The organism is Nostoc sp., assembly GCF_036917315.1.
Taxonomy (GTDB): domain Bacteria; phylum Cyanobacteriota; class Cyanobacteriia; order Cyanobacteriales; family Nostocaceae; genus Nostoc.
Genome location: NZ_JBALDR010000042.1, coordinates 57997 through 72812, shown reverse-complemented (window position 1 = coordinate 72812; position 14816 = coordinate 57997). Strand labels below are relative to the sequence as shown.

The following is a 14816-nucleotide window of genomic DNA, read 5'->3' as shown; positions in this document are numbered from 1 at the left end:
CTCCCCTGCTCCCCTGCTCCCCTGCTCCCTTGCTCCTTCCCCAGTCCCTAATTCAACTCAATTAGTAGTAGGTTGGACAAATCGCTTAATTTCACCACAGGCAATATAAGATTTGCCATCCGGTGCTGTTTTGACCTCATCAACGACGTAAAGCATTCCTTCCTCGCGAACCGATCGCGGAAAACGCATATTCCAATCTGGTTCATATCCGTCGGAAACCACCCTAGCACGTAGCTTGCTGCCATCTTTGACACACTGAACTAAAATGCTGTCCCCTACACTGTCAGTTGTAGGAAGATCGGCAGCACTGGCAGGGCCTTTAGAAGCTTTACCTGTGTTAGTTGGATACGATTGTCTAGGGGCAACGAAGATATCTGTTTCACCGGGTTGAGCAAAACGGTTGATTTTACCACGTACCCGATAGAAAGTGCGTTCGCTTGAGAGTTCCAATCCTTCAACAACATAGCGTGCCCCCTCGGCACGAATGGCGCGGGGAAATTGGATGTTCTTGGTTGAATCGTAGTTTTCGGACATGACCTTGACCCGCAGTTTACCCCCTTCACGAACGCAGTACAATTCAATACCTGAACCGATTTCATTCACAATGGTCATGGCGTAAACTTCATCACCAGTAGTGACACCGCGACCCACCAAATCGCTGCGATTGCGCGTCATCGTCTGGTAAGTCTGATCTCGCATCTCTTTCCGTCCGGCATTGCCTAAAGCTTTTTGAGCGATTCGACTGGCGAAATATTCAAGCTGATCGATTTCTTCAGCAATTTCAAAATTCTCGTTCAAGCCTTTATCCCGCAAATCTTTCACAAGCGCCCGCAGCGTTTGTTCAGCTTCCTGATGCTTGCCATGTTCAGCGAGATTAAGTCCAGTCTCTTTAGCCTTAGCGATCGTCAGGCGACTCAGTTCCAGAATGATATGGCTTGTAGCAGCAAAAGCTGCTTCCTCAACAGTGCCAACTTTGGCGACGACATCGACCGTACCTGAAACGCTTTGAATGCGGTCATCTTGCACAACATCGGCGCTGTAATGCAACTTCATCACAGGTAAATCGCCAACTTGAGCGCTTGATATCCCTAGACTCAAACCGAGGAGTTTGTCTTCACCCTCGTAAAGCTCTCCCAAAGTGATGACAGCTTGACCTGCGTCATTCTGGCTAACTTTAGCCAGACTTAAGGTATCAACCAGGCTGACACCATGAGCCAATTCAAGCGTCACCTTCAGGTTCTGTCCCACTACTGCTCTGAGACTGTCTAGCTCAATACTAAACACTTCAGTTGCTTCGTCGATGCTCTGAATGAAATAGAAGTTGCCCGTGGCTGCTCTTGCCATCCCAATCAGCAGGTCTTCATTGAAACCCTGAGCAAAACCTAGCGTAGTTGTGATAATACCTTCCTCAGCTTTTTGCCCTGCTGTCGCCGTCAGTATCTTGGGGTCTTGAATGCCCATATTGGCGTGACCATCGGTAAGCAGGAGAACACGGTTGATTTTTTGCGGGTCGAGTCGCGTTTTCACGTGTTCGCATCCTTTGAGCCATCCCCCCGATAAGTTGGTAATACCGCCGGCTCTCACCTTGCGGATGGAATTTTTCAGGGTGGCTTTGTTAGTCACAGCTTGGGGTGGCACAACACTATCCACTTCATCGTCGTAAACAACTACTGAGAGAATGTCATCAGGCTCAAGTCGATCTACCACAGACTCAGCGGCTTTGAGTGCGTGATGCAAGGGAGCGCCTGCCATAGAGCCGGAACGGTCAATTACAAGCGAAAGGTTAAGGTTACGTCGAGGAGACTTAGCGATGTCAGCACGAAAACGTAGCAGAATATTAGTCTTTAATGAAGATCCTGCGGCGAGAATAGACTGGTCAAATTCGTAACTTGTCTTAATCATTTTTTATATCCCTCAGAATTGTCTTTTATCAGCTACAAGCCTTGTGAAACATAGACAGTAAGTGCTTTATTTAGTTTACCCAGAAATAAGTTTATTCAGTATAAAAATGGTATTTAATGTAAGAATTTATAGTTTTAGTATCTTACCAGCGTAGACAAAGCCCATCATAGACATTCTCGACTCTCCGCTACTGAAAGGCGATCGCACTGGTCACAATTGCGGGAAACTGAAAGCAGATATATTACGAGAGGAGAACCTAATGAGTTGGACTAAAGTTCTTGCAGTCGATGCGCTTTCCCCAGGTGCGCGAGAAGTGGTGAAAGTTAACAACCGGAAAATTTTGCTTTTGAATCACGAAAGTCAGCTTTATGCTGTAGATAACACTTGTCCTCACTTAAAATTACCGTTGAAAAGTGGGAAAATAAATGAGAATGGCGCAATTGTTTGTACCTTCCATCACAGTGCTTTTGACCTGCGGACTGGTGAGGGAAAAGATTGGTGTTCTTGGCCACCTGGTGTAGGTAAGGTACTCTCGTTAGTTTCACAACCAAAGGCACTGCCAGTGTTTCCGATTCGTGTTGAAGAAGGCAGTATCTGGGTTGATGTTCAAGAGGAATAGCACCCTCTCCCTGAATTTACTGAAATAGTTCTAAGTAAGAAAAGAAAAACCCCAGCTAAACTCATTGGCTGGGGTTTCTATCAAAATTTACCTATTTCAGGGATACAGGAATCATTGAATGAGAAAATAGAACGTCTTCTCAAGCAGTTTAAACACTTTACTGTGATGTAACGTTGGATTACGTGCTACCATTGCCGGCTTCTATAGAAGCTGTGGAACTTTGAGATTGGCCTAAATTCACTTTGAATACCTTGCTCTGCTCTTGCTCCAGTTTGGGTAAAGTCAAAATTAAAATCCCATCTTTCAAGTCTGCCTTAACTTGTTGATTGTGAACTTTGGTTGGCAGAGGAATTACTCTGGCAAACTTGCCATACCGGAATTCCGAATGAACTTTATCCTTAGATTGGGAATTTTTTTCGTAACGATGCTCACCAGCAATTGAAACTGCATCTTGAGTAACTTGAACATCGAGGTCTTTAGCTTCCACGCCTGGAATCTCAACTCTTAATAGCAACTCTGAACCATTATCATGTAATTCAACCGCAGGAACCCACGCTGTTCTCGGTGATGCAGAAATCTCAGAGTTACCGCGCTCGGCTACTGTCAGATCAGAGAATAGTTGATCCATTTGACGACGCAGAATCTCCATTTCACGGAATGGTTCCCAACGAATCAGTGCCATATTTTAATCTCTCCTTAACTTTCTAATTCAATTTTGGGTAATCAAACAAAGTTTTAGAGGTATTTTTTAGAGAGGAGCTTTATTTGCTTTGTTTCTCTCTAGTAAGTAATTTAATAAAAGAAGAATCTAAAAACAGTTGGGTAAACCGTACAGACATAGGTTGGATTTACCGTATCAAACAAAAAAATTATCAAAAGCTTGAGAATAGTGAATGTCAAAGGAAGTAGGCAATCGTAAATTAAACTATATTATGTAATGTAAATTTAATTAAATTCGCTTGTAGCTAGAAGCTCTAGCCTGATGCTAAGAGTTAGATTGACAAAGACATTGCGTGTAGCTTGCCGTATGGCGTCTCCCCAATACGAAGGGCTACGGTGTAGACACAATTAGAAAAAAAGCTCAATTATCTCCTTCCCATACAGAGCATGGCAATGGCTGATTAGGGGCTGCTGCCTCCAGTCAGACATTGAGTCTCTGACTCAATGAATGCATTCCCAGTCGGAGACTGGGAACGAGTCAAGCCTCATCAAGCTAGGTTTTTAGGACTTGTGTGTACACCGTAGCTTTGGCTGTTTGGGATTCTTCGGATTTAATTAAATAATCAAGCGGAGATGATATAAACAGTTATCCTGCTTTATATGCAACTTTTCTATACACCCGGCGCTGAAGTATGGTTGTAAGCGACGATTATTTTATTTACAATCTGGTGACAGAGTTTTGCTGTCTGATTTCATGTTCAGTTTTATTCAAGAAATTCTTCCTGATTGAAAATTAACTTAGTAACTGATATGGATGCTCAAAAAATAAAAATTTTATTAGTTGATGACAACTTAGAGAATTTACATTTTTTATCAGACATCCTTCAACCCCAAGGTTATCAGGTAGAAAGTGTCATTTCTGGACAATTGGCAATCAATACGGCAATTGCTTCTCCCCCGGATTTGCTTTTGCTAAATGTTCTCATTATAGAGAAAGATGGGTATGAAGTATGTCAATATTTGAAAGCTAACGATCGAACTCAAGAAATTCCGATAATTCTTTTCGGAATTTTCGATGATTTTTTTGAAAAAATAAACGTCTTGGATTTAGGCAATATTGACTATATTACTCAACCATTCCAAACTAAAGAAGTTTTATTACGCGTCCGAAATCAACTCACTTTCCAAAAACTGAAAAAACAGTTAAAAGAAAAAAATTTCCAACTGCAACAGGAGATTAAAGAGCGTCAACGGATTACAGTTGAGTTAAATATTCGCAACAGACAAATAGAAGATATTTTCAAAAAAATTCCCGTTAGCATTACCAAAGCCTTTTGTAGAGAAGTTTATCAAAGCGATCGCCTGGTAGTCGAAGCCGCCCTGAAGAAGAGTGAAAGTCAGTATCGCCTCCTAGTGGAGACATCCCAGGATATGATTTGGTCGGTGGACATTGATGGATTAATTACCTTTGTCAATCCAGCAGTCAAGCAGATTTATGGCTACGAACCGCAAGAAATGATCGGGCGTGCCTTAATTGATTTCGTCTCACCTACACAAGTTGCTCAAGATAAAGTAGCCTTTGAGCGTGTTCTTCAGGGAAAGTCTATTTTCCAGCATGAAACTACCTGTGTGGCTAAAGATGGTACCTTACTTTATTTAATGTTGAATGCGATCGCATTACGCAACGAAGAGGGTCAGGTTATAGGCATGACGGGCACTGCTAGTAATATTACGCAGCGTCGAGGAGTAGAAAAATTACTCCAAGAAAGCGCGATTAAGCTCCGCAATCATAATCTCGTGCTCACACAATTGGCACAAAATCAGACGCTTTATCAGGGTGATTTGAAAGCAGCTTTGAGTATAATCACAGAAACAGCTGTCAAAAATATTGGAGTAGAACGAGCTGGTGTCTGGCTGTATGACGAAACAGGCATGAAAATCCAGTGTTTCGATCTATTTGAGGGCAGTCGCAATCAACATAACGAAGGACTTTTCTTATCAGCAGTAGACTATCCAGTTTATTTTGCAGCTTTGCAGCAAGAACAACCAATCGCCGCAGATGATGCTCATACCGATCCCAGAACTCAAGAATTTTCTGCGTCTTATTCAAGATTAAATATTACCTCTATACTCGATACACCCGTTAGGCTGGAGGGAAAGACCGTAGGAGTTTTATGTCTAGAGGCGGTGGGAGTTACTCATCATTGGACGCTAGAAGACGAAAATTTCGCTCGCTCTCTGGGCAATTTAGTATCCTTGGTATTGGAGGCAAAAGAACGCCAACGCGCAGAAGCCGCGCGACGAGCTTCTGAAGAAAAGTTAGCGTCAGCTTTTCGGTCATCTCCTGACCCAATTGCTTTAATTACTGTTCCTAACAAACGCTACATCGAAGTAAACGAGAGCTTTTGTCGGTTTTTTGGTTATTCTCGTTCTCAAGTAATCGATCGCACCGATGAAGAATTGCATATTTGGGTGAATCCAGAAGAATATAATTTTCTCATTAACATCCTGCAACAAGCAAAAGCTATCCGCAACTATGAGATTGATGTCTGCACAGCAACAGGAGAAATCAAGACAACACTGTTGAGTGCAGAAATGATCGACATTGATGGGCAATGGTACGTACTGGGCACTGCGAAAGATATTACTGAACGCAAGCAGGCAGAAAATGAAAGCCGTTTGTTACTGTTGACAACCCAAGCTATCACTCGCGCCAGTGATGTCAACAGCGCCTTAACAGTGGTCTTGCGCTTAATTTGTCACACCATTGGCTGGGATTTTGGTGAAGCCTGGATACCTAATGAAGATGGAACTGTTTTAGAACACAGCCTGGGTTGGTACGGAGATGAGAGCAGCTTAGAAGAATTCTGCTACCAAAGCCAAACAGTGAAATTTGCTCTGGGAGTGGGATTGCCAGGAAGAGTTTGGCAGAGTCAAGCACCAGAATGGATAGAAGATGTTTCTAAAGTTACACAACCAGTTTCCTTGCGTAGGCGTAGCCTGCCGCAGGCATCGCTACAAGCCGCAAAGGTGGGATTAAAAGCTGGTTTTGGTGTTCCCATACTGGCCGGGAACCAAGTATTAGCTGTTTTAGTGTTTTTTAAACGTAGCTCAGTATTGGTAGATCGGCGTTTGCTCTTGCTAGTCAGTGCTGTTGCTGCTCAATTGGGTGGGTTGATTGAGCGCAAAACCTTAGAACAAGAATTAGCGCTCAGAGAAGCTCGTCTCAATGCCTTTTTTAGCAGCGCTCCCGTTGGTATGAATATTGTAGATAACCAGCTGCGGTTTGTGCAAATCAACCAACTGTTAGCAGAGATTAATGGACTACCCCAGCAAGATTATATTGGCAAGACCATCCATGAAGTCTTACCCCATATCGCCCCTTTAGTAGAACCAATTTATCAACAAGTTCTGATAACTGGTCAACCCATTCTCAATCAAGAATTAAGCAGCGCATCAATCAAACAACCAGATATTATCCGCCACTTCTTAGCTTCTTATTTTCCGATTGTTGGTGAAGGCGATCGCCCCTCTGGTGTTGGCACAGTTTTAGTAGAAATTAGCGAACTACACGCAGCGCTACGCGAACGCAAACACGTCGAACAAGAACTACGTTTAGCCAACGAACGCCTACAATATCTGCTCACCTCTAGCCCTGTAGTCATTTATAGCAGCAAAACCTCAGAGGATTTTAGCATTACTTTTATCAGTGAAAACGTTAAAGAAATGGTGGGCTACGAAGCGCGGGAATTTATCGATAACTCCAGTTTTTGGCTTTATCGCGTCCATCCACAAGATATTGAACTGATCTCGGAAAAATTTTCTCGCCTTATTAAGCAGGAGTACATTTCTTACGAATACCGTTGGTTACACGCTGACGGAACTTATCACTGGTTCTACGAAAAGATGAGGTTAATTCGTGACGAAGCGAATTTCCCGATCGAATGGGTTGGTTATTGGGCAGATATTAACGATCGCAAATTGGCAGAACTAGCTTTGCAGTCGGGTCAGCAACGATATCAACTTCTAGCAGAAGCCTCACCAGCTTGTATATTTCATACTGATGTAGATGGCAATGTTTTATATTTTAATCAACGCTGGAGTGAAATTACTGGATGTAGTTTAGAAAATTCTCTGGGAATAGGTTGGGCAAATGCAGCGCATCCAGACGACCGCGAGCAGCTATTGTTGGCATGGAATCAAGCAACAGTAGCGAAGTCAACCTATAAGTACGAACATCGTTTCTTGCATGATGATAATACAGTTGTCTGGGTAATTTGTCATGCTTTGCCAGAATTTAGAGATGATGGAGAAATTAAAGGCTACATCGGTACAATTACAGATATTACCGAGAGAAAATTGGCAGAAGAAGCCTTGCGTGAGAGTGCAGAGCGAGAAAGAGCGATCGCGCAAGTGATTCAAAGAATGCGCCAAACACTAGATTTAGAAACGATATTTGCGGCTACAACCGAAGAATTACGCCAAGTACTCAACTGCGATCGGGTTGTTGTCTATCGTTTCAATCCCGACTGGAATGGGGAATTTGTTTCTGAATCAGTGGGTAACGATTGGATTTCTCTCATAGAAGAACACAACAACGATCCTCATCTCACAGAAGGTGTTTTACAAGATGGGCGTTGTCTAGCGAAAATTTTGGATAGCGCGGATAACCAGGTGGAATATCCCGATCTGCAAGTAACCCCAGGTGCAAGTTTCCTCTGTGTCCCAGACATTTACAACGCTGAGTTTCATCCTGCTTATATCAATCTCTTAGAGCGCTTTCAGGCCAAAGCCTACATTATTGTTCCGATTTTACATGGTAGTCAGCTTTGGGGATTGCTGGCGAGTTATCAAAATTCCGATCCCCGCCAATGGAAAACAGGAGAAATCAACATCGTAGTTCAAATTGGCAATCAGTTGGGCGTTGCTTTACAGCAGGCACAATTGCTAGCGCAAACTCAAAGGCAGTCACAAGCATTGCAAGAAGCTGTGATCGTTGCTGATGCTGCTAACCGTGCCAAAAGCGAATTCCTCGCTAACATGAGTCACGAACTGCGTACCCCACTCAACGCCATCCTTGGTTTTACCCAAGTTATGAGCCACGATCGTGATTTATCAACTGAACATCAGCAAAATCTAGCAATTATCAATCGTGCTGGCGAACATCTCCTAAATTTAATCAACGATATTTTGGAAATGTCTAAAATCGAAGCTGGCAGAATAACCTTAAATCTCAACAGCTTTGACTTAATTCGCCTCTTGGAAAACCTCGAAGAGATGTTGCGCTTCCGCGCCACCTCCAAAGGGTTGGAATTGGTCTTTGAATATACATCTCACCTTCCCCAATACATCCAAGTTGACGAAAGTAAACTGCGTCAAGTCTTGCTTAACCTCCTGGGAAATGCGATCAAATTTACCGATACTGGCAGGGTGACGCTGCGAGTGGGGATTGGGGAGCAGGGGAGCAGGGGAGCAGGGGAGCAGGGGAGCAGGGGAGCAGGGGAGCAGGGGAGAATAATTAATCCCCTATGCCCACTTGCCCTGAGCGTTCGCGCAGCGTCTCCGTTAGGAGAAGCCGAAGGGATGCCCAATGCCCAATTCCTAACCTTCGAGGTACAAGATACTGGCCGCGGTATTGCCTCACAAGAAATTGACTTGCTATTTGAAGCTTTTGGGCAAACTGAAACCGGAAGAAAATCGCAACAGGGAACAGGACTAGGTTTAGCAATTAGCCGCAAATACGTGCAACTAATGGGAGGAGATATTAGCGTCACCAGCACTATTGGCGAGGGAAGTAAATTTTCTTTTGATATTCAAATTGGTTTAGCCGCAGCCAGCGAAATCCAGATCCAACAAACTAGACCCCAAGTTATTAGTTTAGCGCCTGCTCAAAGTGAATACCGTATTTTAGTGGTTGATGACTCCACAGACAGCCGTTTAGTGCTAATGAAAATTCTGACATCCATCGGTTTTGTAGTCCAGGAAGCAATAAATGGCATCGAAGCGATCGCACTTTGGCAGACATGGCAACCACATCTAATTTTAATGGATATGCGGATGCCAATTATGGACGGCTACGAAGCTACAAAAGTTATTAAAACTAGAGAAGAAACCTCAATCCAAAATACCGAATCCCAAATCCCCAATTGTAAGACCATTATTATTGCCTTAACTGCTAATGCTTTTGAGGAACAACGAGAGGCAATAATTAAAGCTGGTTGCGATGATTATATTAACAAGCCTTTCCGCGAGGAAGAATTACTAGAAAAGTTGAGCGAATATTTAGGAGTTCAATATATTTATCAAGAAGAAAGCTATCAGTTAACAAACCTAAAGCAACAAAAATCAAAATCAATATTAATGCTAGCGGATTTAGTGAATCTATTATCTGAAATGTCACCTGAATGGGTGAAACAGGTGTACACTGCCGCAGCTCAATGTAGTGATGACCTGATTTTAGAATTAATTGAGCAAATACCCTCAGAAAATGCTGTACTACAAAATTTTATCAAGAATTTAGCCCATGATTTTCAATTTGAGAAAATTATGGAATTGACGAGTATTGCAGGAGTATTATCCAGTTAATAACAATTGTGGCAAAAGCCACAACGCAAACCTATGTTGAACTATAAAATTGTATGCTACAAGCTGAATGCAACTCTGAAAGTACTCCCTCTTTGCAGTACCAAAATCAAACCTGAGTCCAACAAGCTTTAAAAAAACTGCCAGAAATAATTCAAGCGTTACTACTAGTCTGTCAAATTTAAATTGATCGGTAAACAAGTTCGTAGTAAGGACTTTAGTCCTTACTTTTCTAAGCATTACCGTAAACGTCCCGATCGCAATGTACTAATAATTAACCACAAACCCAATAAACTAGCGACTGCAAATAGGGTGGTGCTTAAAAAAGATAGCTGAGTTGTCTGCGCTCTGGTAGAAATAATTGCCGCACCCATAATCAGCGAACCCACTAATATACTAAAAGATAATCGGTTAGCGGCATCGTCCATAGTGCGCCGCACGCCATCTAACCCCCGCAGTGAGAGATTCCACTGTAAGGTTTCTGAGGTAACTCGGTCTAATAATAGTTCGATTTGGCGAGGAGATTGGAGAGACAGACTTTTAATATCTAAGGCTGTCCGTAATAGCGATCGCACTGGATTATCGCCCAGTAATTGCCGACGAAACAAGTCTGTAATTAATGGTTTAACTTCATCAAAAAAATTAAGCTCTGGATTGAATGTCCGCGCTACACCCTCTAAATTCGCTAGGGTTTTGGCATACAAACCCATATTACTAGGCAACCTAATTTTATTGTTGCGGGCAACTTGTAAAACTTCATAAATTATCTGACTGAAGTTTATTTGCGTGAGGCTGACGTTGTGATACTTTCGCAACATGCGATCGTAATCATTTTCTAACCGCGATAAAATTACTGGTTGAGCAGAATCTGATAGCTGTAAAGTTAACTGAGCGCACCTTTGAGCATCTAAATCAACGATCGCTAACAACATCTCTGTTAATATCTGCTGTGTCCGGGGATCGAGTCTTCCCACCATGCCACAATCTAAGAGAGCGACACGCCCATCTTTGAGATAAAACAAGTTTCCTGGATGGGGATCGGCGTGGAAAAAGCCATCAATATATAGTTGCTGGAAAAATACCCGAAATAACAAAGTAGTTATTTCTTTACGCTTTTCGGCAGGGTCTTTAATGTTGGGGTCATTATCCAAATCCGCCGCCAAAAACGGCACTCCATCGAGCCATTCCATTACTAGCAATTTCTCTGTGGTCAACTCCCAGTTAATTTCCGCCACCACTATTTGTGTGGGATCGTACCAGCGACTTTTAGATAAATTGCGCCGCAGCTGGTCTGTAAAACCCGCTTCCCGTGTAAAATCTAACTCGGCTTCTAAGGCTTTAGTAAATTCTTCGGCGGTAGATTTGATTTCGTAGGTTTGCCCAAACTCAGTCCGCGCCACTAAATCGGCAATACCTTGAATTAAAGCAATATCTTGGGCAATAGTAATATCAATTCCCGGACGTTGCACTTTTAGAGCGACTTCTCGACCGTCTGCTAGTGTAGCTCTATGTGTCTGGGCAATCGATCCTGCTGCTACGGGGATCGGGTTAACTGTGCTGAAGGTTTCTGCTAATGGACGTTTTAATTCTTTGCGAAGGATTATTTCTATCTCTGCCCAAGGAACTGGCGGTACTTCATCTTGTAGAGTTGACAATTCCTCAATATAAGAGGCGCTCAGTAAGTCGGGGCGGGTAGACATTAACTGGCCAAGTTTGACGTAAACTGGCCCCAAGTCTACCAGAATATTTTTTAGAACCGCAGGTGTCGGCAGCTGGGGTTCATCAGCTTTGCCACCAGTAAGTAACCTTCGCATATAGTCCCAGCCATTGCGAAGGAAGACTTCCAGGATTTCTCGTTGACGGGGAACAGTTTGGGTGAGGAACATTTTTGTAAAAAACTGCAAAGAGGCAGAGGAGTTAAAGAGGTAGGCAGCAGGGAATGACAATACAACGGGAATCGGCTCTAGTTTTGATGCTTGCTAAAGTTTTGCTAGCTGCGGCACAACCTTGAAATCTTTTTATGGATGATTGTACGGCTTGGTGGAGCTTCTGTTCGTTCAGCATTCGTTTGACGTAATTAGAGCAGGAATCCCCACCGTGTAATAAGCGATGGGAACAAGAAAATCCTTTAGACGGAGAAATGTATTTTTGATAGGCAGTAATAGAATCGATTGCCATTGTCTTGGCTAGAGGCTCAAAGCTAATAATGTCCATAACTGTCAGATAAAATAACAGACTGTCAAGTTATAATGGGAAAATAGACTTTTTCGCCTCTGCCAAGGGTTCTAACTTTTATAGCAGGTCAGTAAATCGGGAATCACTTTGGAGAATTTTAAGGATCTGCTTGATTTCCTGGGTACGTTCTTTTTTGACAACGAGGGTGACATTGCGATCGCGCACAATCACCACATCCTCTAAACCAATAGTAACAACTACATCTTCTGGATTTGAGGCGTAAATTATCGCCCCTTGCGTATCTAAACCTACGTGAGTAGCGAGTTCCACGTTTGGAGTATCTTCCGTTTTCAGTAAACGTTCGATCGCATTCCAATCTCCTAAATCATCCCAACCAAAATCAACTGGCAAAACGTATGCTAGAGTTGTCTTTTCCATTAACGCATAGTCTATACTCTTCTTAGGCAACTGGGGATAGATATCAGGGCCATGTTGTTCTAAAGGTTCGATAATTTCTGGAGCATGGGTATGTAGTTCCTTGAGAACAACCCCTGCCCGAAAAACGAACATTCCACTATTCCAGCTAAAACGTCCCGTAGATAAAAAAGTCTCTGCCGTTTCTCGGTCGGGCTTTTCAGTAAAGCGGTTCACGTGATAAGCTGGCAACTCATTAAAGCTACCTATTTTTTCACCTTGTTCAATGTAGCCGTAACCGGTTGATGGAAAAGTAGGCTTGATCCCCAGTGTAACGATCGCTGCTGTGCTTGTTGCCAGTTGCGTAGCTGCATTTAATGTGCGTGCAAACGCCTCTTGGTCAGCAATCCAGTGGTCAGCAGGGAAAAAGCCAATCACAGCGTCTTCACCATAGCGCTGTTTGATTTCTAAACTTGTCCAAGCAACGGCTGCGGCAGTGTCTCTTCCTTCCGACTCAATCAGTAAGTTTTCAACTGGTAGATCGGGTAGTTGTTGTCTTACGCCTTCAGCTATCTGACTAGAAGTGATGACCCATAGGGAATCCCACCCGCGACCGAGTTCAATCAATCGATCGGCGGTTGCTTGTAATAGACTTCTAGAGCTACCATCAAGACTTAAAAATTGCTTGGGTCGATCTTTGCGGCTTAGGGGCCAAAAACGTTCACCTTTACCACCAGCTAGGATTACGGGGAACAATAAAGTATTCATGTTGTCATACACGCCTACCGAAGAACATTACAAGTTTACAGTGAGCTTTTCCACTGGCAATATTTGTAGCTTGGATTAACATACTTTTAGGGAGTGGTTGAGTGGGGAGATAATTGTGATAAAACAAGTCGAATGGTCGGAAAATCCGGTTACGTCTCAGCAAGTAATAGAGTTTGAAAGTGACGTGCGATCGTCGCAAATTCAACGGACAGAAAATCAAGTAACACCAGTACCAGTAGCCGATTCAGAGGAAGAGCAGGTCGAACTAAACCAGCCAGCGAATCCGAACCGTAGCGTCATCGAATCTGTGGGTGCGTTTCCCAATCAGCTTTCTGAGAGACTGGGTTTAACCATGCCTCGATGGCTGTTATGGTTTATGACGGTTGTCATTGGCATCATCTTATCTGGGCTGCTGGTGTCAACGTTAGCGCTGTGGACTCCTTTATGGAGCAATCTAGATCGAACAGATGAAGATTTAGGAACTACTGCTAAAGACGAAGTAAAAATCCCATTACCAGGGGAGTTATGGGGCAAACTCTCCCAGTACAAGCTTTCACGTCCGATGAATATTTTAATCATGGGGATTGAACCAGTCAGCGGTACCGTTGATGGCTCACCAGAAAGCTTTGCCGGGAAAAGCGACTCCATGCTACTGGTACGACTGAACCCTAGTGAAAAATCTGTAAGAGTGCTTTCCATTCCCAGAGATACAATGATCGCCATCCCCGAAAAGGGAGAAAAGGGATTAACTAAGGTATCTGATGCCAATGCCAAAGGCGGCCCAGTCTTAGCTGCACGGGTAGTTAGCCGTACCTTAAATAACGCCCCAATCGATCGTTACATCCGCATTTCTACCAGCGGCTTACGCCAGTTAGTCGATCAATTAGGCGGTGTAGAAGTCTTTGTTCCCCAATCAATGGAATATAAAGACTCCAGCAGTCGGCTGTCGATTAATTTAGTTAGTGGCTGGCAAACCCTTAATGGCGAACAAGCAGAACAGTTTGCCCGATTCCGCGAACCAGGTTTGGGAGATTTGCCAAGAGTGCAGCGTCAGCAAGCACTAACAGCAGCCCTGCTGCAACGCTTAAATAGTCCCACCATCTTACCCAGGTTGCCTCAATTAACTCGCCTAATGCGAAAATATTTTGATACCAACCTGAAGATGGAAGAAATGATGGCGTTGGTCAATTTCGGACTTAACCTAGATCGGGATAATTTCCAAATGACTGTGTTGCCTGGTACCTTTAGCCGCTTTAGCAAAGACCCCGATAGCTATTGGCTGAATATGACTGGACAACAGAGCCTGTTGAATGATTATGTTGGGGTAAATGTACCTGGTCTAAAACCAGATATGCGTCAGGTTCCTAACCTCAAAATTGCTATTCAAAATGCTTCAAATCAACCTCAGCTAACTGAAAAAGTTATTGCTTATCTCAAACAGAAAGGCTTTAATAATATTTACAAAGTGCCTGATTGGCCAGATACCCAACGTCAAACTCAGATTATTGTCCAAAAAGGCAACCGACGAGTTGGGGTTGATTTGCAAAAAGTCTTAGGCTTGGGTCAAATCGAGGTGTCTGCCATTGGTGATTTAGAATCCGATCTGACAATCCGCATTGGGAAAGATTGGAAATAGCTAAGAGTCATTAGTCATTAGTCATTGGTCATTGGTTAAATGACAAAGCGCAAAATCTGA

The 14816-nt window shown here is 43.2% G+C and carries 8 protein-coding genes; 3 read left to right on the top strand and 5 right to left on the bottom strand.

Features of this window, described 5'->3' with window-relative positions:
• Window positions 1-57 precede the first annotated feature (57 nt).
• On the bottom strand, window positions 58-1902 hold the full coding sequence (locus V7K84_RS18480) for a vWA domain-containing protein (RefSeq protein WP_334840120.1): 1845 nt from the start codon (window positions 1900-1902) through the stop codon (window positions 58-60).
• Between the two features lie 259 nt (window positions 1903-2161).
• On the opposite strand from V7K84_RS18480, the gene V7K84_RS18475 reads away from it, so the two are divergent.
• The gene (locus V7K84_RS18475; RefSeq protein WP_334840118.1) at window positions 2162-2521 is read left to right on the top strand and encodes a Rieske (2Fe-2S) protein; all 360 of its coding nucleotides are present in this window, start codon (window positions 2162-2164) and stop codon (window positions 2519-2521) included.
• 178 nt (window positions 2522-2699) lie between these two features.
• Here V7K84_RS18475 and V7K84_RS18470 read toward each other — a convergent pair whose 3' ends face one another.
• A complete protein-coding gene (locus V7K84_RS18470) occupies window positions 2700-3203 on the bottom strand; it encodes an Hsp20/alpha crystallin family protein (protein ID WP_334840117.1) in 504 nt (167 codons plus the stop codon).
• 788 nt (window positions 3204-3991) lie between these two features.
• Here V7K84_RS18470 and V7K84_RS18465 point away from each other — a divergent pair.
• Window positions 3992-9766 (top strand): PAS domain S-box protein, encoded by a 5775-nt coding sequence (locus V7K84_RS18465; RefSeq protein ID WP_334840347.1) that lies wholly within the window; start codon window positions 3992-3994, stop codon window positions 9764-9766.
• Between the two features lie 236 nt (window positions 9767-10002).
• Here the strand turns inward: V7K84_RS18465 and V7K84_RS18460 are convergent, their stop codons facing one another.
• The 3 genes from V7K84_RS18460 to V7K84_RS18450 form a co-directional block, all read right to left on the bottom strand.
• Entirely contained in the window at window positions 10003-11649 is a 1647-nt protein-coding gene (locus tag V7K84_RS18460) for an ABC1 kinase family protein (RefSeq protein WP_334840116.1), read from the bottom strand.
• A gap of 31 nt (window positions 11650-11680) precedes the next feature.
• Window positions 11681-11977, bottom strand: a complete 297-nt coding sequence (yidD, locus tag V7K84_RS18455; protein ID WP_334840115.1) for a membrane protein insertion efficiency factor YidD — start codon at window positions 11975-11977, stop codon at window positions 11681-11683.
• Window positions 11978-12055: 78 nt separating this feature from the next.
• Entirely contained in the window at window positions 12056-13120 is a 1065-nt protein-coding gene (locus V7K84_RS18450; protein WP_334840114.1) for a mannose-1-phosphate guanylyltransferase, read from the bottom strand.
• Window positions 13121-13235: 115 nt separating this feature from the next.
• Between V7K84_RS18450 and V7K84_RS18445 the strand changes: the two genes are divergently transcribed.
• Window positions 13236-14756 carry an LCP family protein gene (locus V7K84_RS18445; RefSeq protein ID WP_334840112.1) on the top strand — a complete coding sequence of 507 codons (1521 nt, stop codon included), beginning with the start codon at window positions 13236-13238 and terminating at the stop codon, window positions 14754-14756.
• The last annotated feature ends 60 nt before the right edge of the window (window positions 14757-14816 follow it).